Raw genomic sequence first — 4688 nt, forward strand, 5'->3', positions numbered from 1 at the left:
ATACACTTCTAGGTTTATTAGTACCGCAATCGGGAGATATTACTGTCGATGGAGTTTCAATTTATACTGACTTACGCGCTTGGCAAAATTCGATTGGCTATGTACCTCAATCGATATTTTTAATTGATGATACGCTTGAGAAAAATATTGCCTTTGGGGTTCCCGAACATGAGATCGATCGGCAAAAATTAGACAAGGCAATTATCGCTTCGCAATTATCAGAACTAGTCGAACAACTTCCTAACGGTCTCGACACAATGGTCGGCGAACGTGGTGTACTACTTTCTGGCGGTCAACGTCAACGAGTCGGCATCGCACGCGCGCTCTATCACGAGCGAGAAATACTCGTTTTTGATGAAGCCACAGCGGCTTTAGATACTGAAACGGAAGCTTTAGTTACCGAATCAATTAAATCTTTAAGTGGTATTAAAACTATGATTATCATCGCACATCGATTGTCTACGCTCGAACATTGCGATCGAATTTATATGTTAGATCGAGGTCGAATTGTCAAATCTGGTAGTTATGAAGAAGTCGTTCTTTTAAAATAATATTATCAATCTTACATGAATTTATGAACTCTAGTCAAAACATACCTAATTTACTTACAACACTCAAGCCCCAAGATTTATCAGCTCTAACTTCAACAGAAATTGAAGAAATGAATAAATTAATCGCAATTACAGGCAATGGTTGTTTAGAATTTTCGGGAATTTGCCAAATTTTAGACTATCAATGGGACGAGTTTGGTTGCGATAATCAAAATTTAGATTGGGATAACATTGGTAAGTTCTACAATCATCCTGTCTGGCTGTTAAATGGGATGTTTATCGAACAAGACCCATTATCAATGCAACTTCGTCAGTCTCTTGTCGATTGGATTGTCGATCGTAAAGATTGCATAAATTCAGTTTTAGACTATGGTGGTGGATTTGGCACGATCGCCAGAGCGATTGCAGCTCAATCGTCAAATTTATTGGTAGATGTTTACGAACCTCACCCTCATAATCTGGCAATTTTTAAATCTACCGAATATTCCAACATTAAGTTTATAAATTCGATTGATAGACAATATGACTGCTTAATAAGTACTGATGTATTAGAGCATGTCGCCGATCCGTTGAGAGTATTTGCCAGCGCGATCGAAAGTGTAAAATTGAATGGCTATTTGGTAATTTCCAATCATTTTGCGCCAACTATTAAATGTCATTTGCCAGCTACCTTTCATCTAGTTTATACCTTTGATTATTTTGCAAAAATAATGGGACTATCAGTTTTAGGCACCTGTCCTGGGACTTATGCGACTATTTATCAAAAAGTAGTAAAAAAGCCCTTAAATTGGGAACTAATTAATAAATTAGCAGCAATCTCCAGTGGTTTATATCCATTACTCCGAGCAATTGCTAGGACTAAAAATAAGTTGTCTCAAGTTATTTCTCAATCACTATGAAAGTCTTAAATTTAAGTACTTTCGATCTCGCTGGCGGTGCAGCTAGAGCCGCCTATCGCATTCATCAAGGGTTGCGATCGATCGAAGTCGATTCCCAGTTTTTAGTCCAACACAAACAAAGTAGCGATCCGACGGTAACGACGGCAGAATCTAAATTAGCTGCTAAATTGCGATCGATGGGCGATGCTTATCCACACAGATCTTATCGCGATCGTACGCAACTATTCTCACCGCAATGGTTTCCCGCCGCACTCCATAAAAGTATCGATCGAATTGCACCAGATATCCTCAACCTCAACTGGATCTGTAATGGCTTCGTTCCCGTCTCCGCCTTAGCCGAATTTAAACAACCGCTAGTCTGGACGCTTCAAGACATGTGGGCCTTTACAGGCGGCTGTCACTATACCCTAGGCTGCGATCGTTATAAAACATCCTGCGGGAATTGTCCCCAACTCCAGAGCCAGCGCGAAGCCGACTTATCGCAAGATGTCTGGCAACGCAAAGCCACAGCATGGCAAAATTTAAACCTCCATCTCGTCGCTCCCAGCCAGTGGATGGCGGAATGTATGCGCGCCTCAGCTCTATTCAAAAACACCCCCATCTCCGTCATCCCATTTGGGCTAGATGCGACCGTATTTAAGCCGATCGAAGCGCAGATTGCCAGAGAAATGTTAAATCTGCCCCAAGACAAACAACTCGTCTTGTTCGGCGCAATTGACGCAACAGGCGACACCCGCAAAGGTTTTCATCTAATTCAAGCCGCCTTACAACAGCTCCGCGCCCAAGGTTGGGGAGATCGGATCGAATTAGTAATTTTCGGCTCTTCCGCGCCAGAGCAACCCGTAGATTTAGGCTTCCCCGTCCGCTATTTAGGCAAGCTCACCGAAGATCGATCGCTCCAACTCGCATACGCAGCCGCAGACGTGATGGTTGCCCCTTCGATCGAAGAAGCCTTCGGGCAAACAGCTTCAGAGTCTCTCGCCTGCGGTACGCCCGTAGTAGTATTTGCCAATACTGGCTTGGCAGATATCGTCGAGCCGCACCAAAATGGTTACATTGCCAACTACGGCGATACCCGAGATCTCGCACGCGGCATCGCCTGGGTATTGTCAGATACCGAACGACATCCCCACCTCCGCGCAGCAGCACGCGCCAAAGCGGAGCGAGAATACGCAATGGAAGTACAAGCACATCGCTATAAGTCGCTGTTTCAAAGCATTCTTGGATAAGGGATAAAGGATAGTGAATAGAAAATTCCCCTCCTCTGCGCAGGCAGACGCTTCGCGAACGGAGGGGTGCCCGAAGGGCGGGGTGGGTAAGATCTCCGCATCTGACTACCAAATAACCCCCCGTCCCCCCGCTCTATGAAACCATCCGCATCACCGATTACCAAGCCACAGAGATTGATGTTATTCGATCTGGCTTTGGGCGGACATCATGGCAACTATATTCAGCACCTCATCGATTATGCTTGCCAGCAGCCAGTCGTTGGCGCGATCGATATTGTCGTGTTACAGCAGTTTTTAGACATTCATCGCGACACAGTGGCGGCGATTGAGAGTCATCAGCAGCCAACAATTAACATCGTCCCGATTACTGCTGATGAAGTCGTCGCTCTAGGAGATCGAAGTTCGGGATGGAGTCGGTTACAACGGAACTTCCGCGAATGGCAGATATTTTGTAAATACGCCCAAAAGTTGCAAACTACCCACGCGCTGATGATGTATTTAGATACCTGCGAACTGCCGTTAGCCGTGGGAATGCCGTCGCCTTGTCCATTTTCGGGGATCTATTTTCGACCGACTTTCCACTATGATACATTTGCTAATTATCATCCCGATCGCAAACAGCGTCTGCAACAGTGGCGCAATCGATTTACGATCGATCGCATCCTCGCACACCCTCAGCTTCAGACGGTATTTTGTCTCGATCCGTTTGCGGTTGAAGTACTCAAAGCCGAGCGAGAAAATGCCAATATCGTCACCCTAGCCGATCCGGTGGGATCGTCTCATTCAACATCACTGGATTTAGCTGCATATCGCGCCCAGCTTGGCATCGAAGCCGATCGCCGAGTGTTTTTGCTATTTGGGGCATTAGATGGGCGGAAGGGCATTTATCAACTGTTAGAGGCGATCGAGTTATTACCGCCCGAATTGAGTCAGCAGATGTGTTTGTTATTGGTAGGTAAAACTAACGCCGCCGAGCGAGTCGATATCGAACAGAAAATTGCCGCACTCCGCCAGAATATGCCGATTCAAATTATTGAATGCTATGACTTTATCCCTGAAGATGAAGTCGTCGCCTATTTCCAGCTTGCTGATGTGGTGTTGGCTCCCTATCAACGACACGTTGGGATGAGTGGTATTTTATTGCTAGCAGCAGCAGCAGGTAAACCCGTATTGAGTACCGATTATGGTTTGATGGGAGAATTGGTAAGCAAGTATCAATTGGGGCTAGCTGTAGATGCTACCCAGCCGTCAGAGCTGATGCTAGCACTTACCCGCTGCCTGACTGAAGCACCAGCAACATTGGGAGATCGATCGCAGATGCAGGTATTTGCCGATCTTAATTCGATCGATCGATACACCAGCACGATTTTTCAGTATTTAGATCCTCTATCTACTCTCATTTCGGTGACGTAAAGCTAGCAATTTATAAAGAGTAAGTCTTGGTGTGAGGAGAAATGCCACAGTAAGGCTGTATAAACCCCTAAAATACTCCCCTTCGCCAATCATCAGACCTGCTTGACGAAACATCAGTCTTCCCATTTCATTGATGTTCCTCTGCCACTTTTCCCATAAAGTTGCTTGATTCAGAGTATGGCTAAATTCCATTAAAGATATTTCAGGTTTGTTAGATCGCCTTTGAGCAGCCATTTCTTCAACATAGCGCGTCTTAAATTCCATCTCACGGAAAGTCTTAAAAGTTCCTGCCTTGGCATGAATACGATATTTCACTAAGGCTTTATTAATAACTGCTACCTGATAGGACTCTTCAAATCTTAGCAGCAAGTCGTAATCATCTACAGGGTACAGAAATGAGCGATAGCCTCCCAATGTTAAAAAACTCTCTTTGCGAAAACAAATTGTGCTGTGAACGACACACCCATATAGTCCCCATTTATAGTCACTAATCTCTTCCGAAAAATCTGTCTCATACGACCCAAACTCCTTGCCACTCTCAGTAATTCTGGAAATGCTACTTAATACACATGCATAATCGAGATGAGAGCTGAGAA

At 44.8% G+C, this 4688-nt stretch carries 4 protein-coding genes and 1 pseudogene; 4 read left to right on the forward strand and 1 reads right to left on the reverse strand.

Annotated elements, in window-relative coordinates:
• From Q0R35_RS11320 to Q0R35_RS11335, 4 genes are all read left to right on the forward strand, one after another.
• Positions 1 to 551 (forward strand): ATP-binding cassette domain-containing protein (locus Q0R35_RS11320; RefSeq protein ID WP_295617797.1); only part of this gene is annotated, 551 nt, incomplete at its 5' end.
• 23 nt (positions 552 to 574) lie between these two features.
• Positions 575 to 1450, forward strand: a complete 876-nt coding sequence (locus tag Q0R35_RS11325; protein WP_295617800.1) for a methyltransferase domain-containing protein — start codon at positions 575 to 577, stop codon at positions 1448 to 1450.
• A complete protein-coding gene (locus Q0R35_RS11330; RefSeq protein WP_295617803.1) occupies positions 1447 to 2679 on the forward strand; it encodes a glycosyltransferase in 1233 nt (410 codons plus the stop codon). Before Q0R35_RS11325 ends, Q0R35_RS11330 begins: the two co-directional genes overlap by 4 nt.
• 135 nt (positions 2680 to 2814) lie before the next feature.
• Positions 2815 to 4092, forward strand: coding sequence for a glycosyltransferase (locus Q0R35_RS11335; protein ID WP_295617806.1), 1278 nt, complete (start codon positions 2815 to 2817; stop codon positions 4090 to 4092).
• Here the strand turns inward: Q0R35_RS11335 and Q0R35_RS11340 are convergent.
• Positions 4066 to 4688, reverse strand: a pseudogene (locus tag Q0R35_RS11340) (hypothetical protein); the annotation flags it as partial. The gene Q0R35_RS11335 and the pseudogene Q0R35_RS11340 overlap by 27 nt on opposite strands.

This window comes from Chamaesiphon sp. GL140_3_metabinner_50, assembly GCF_025361915.1.
Taxonomy (GTDB): Bacteria; Cyanobacteriota; Cyanobacteriia; order Cyanobacteriales; family Chamaesiphonaceae; genus Chamaesiphon.